At 39.8% G+C, this 322-nt stretch carries 1 pseudogene; it reads right to left on the bottom strand.

The features are described 5' to 3' along the window. Window positions 1-322 (bottom strand): annotated as a pseudogene (locus HMPREF2574_RS08760) (hypothetical protein); the annotation flags it as partial.

Below are 322 nucleotides of genomic sequence, written 5' to 3'. Positions count from 1 at the left end.
ATGCTACACCGTTTTCTAACGCGATAATCTCTTTTTGTTTCGGTGTTTCTCTTGTTTCAAAAAGTGAGAATGCGCTGAACTGTAGAGATTTTAGAAAATCAAACGCCTTAACAGCTTCTGTGTGCTTAATGTGCGTGTACTTCGTTACGTTAAAATGATGTTTTAAGTGCGAGTGTTGCAAGCGGATAAACTGACCTTTTTTAGATGCAAACAGATTGTCGCTTGGTGTAACTCCTGCTTGTTTGAAATATTCCTTAGCGAATGCGTGTGCTTGCCGTCCAATAATGCTTTTAATCTCGCTAGCTTCTGCGTCGTCAATATG

The organism is Streptococcus sp. HMSC034E12, from assembly GCF_001835915.1.
GTDB classification, from domain to species: Bacteria; Bacillota; Bacilli; order Lactobacillales; family Streptococcaceae; genus Streptococcus; species Streptococcus vaginalis.
Note: the sequence above shows the minus strand (reverse complement) of the source record. Positions and strands in the feature narration are given on the sequence as shown.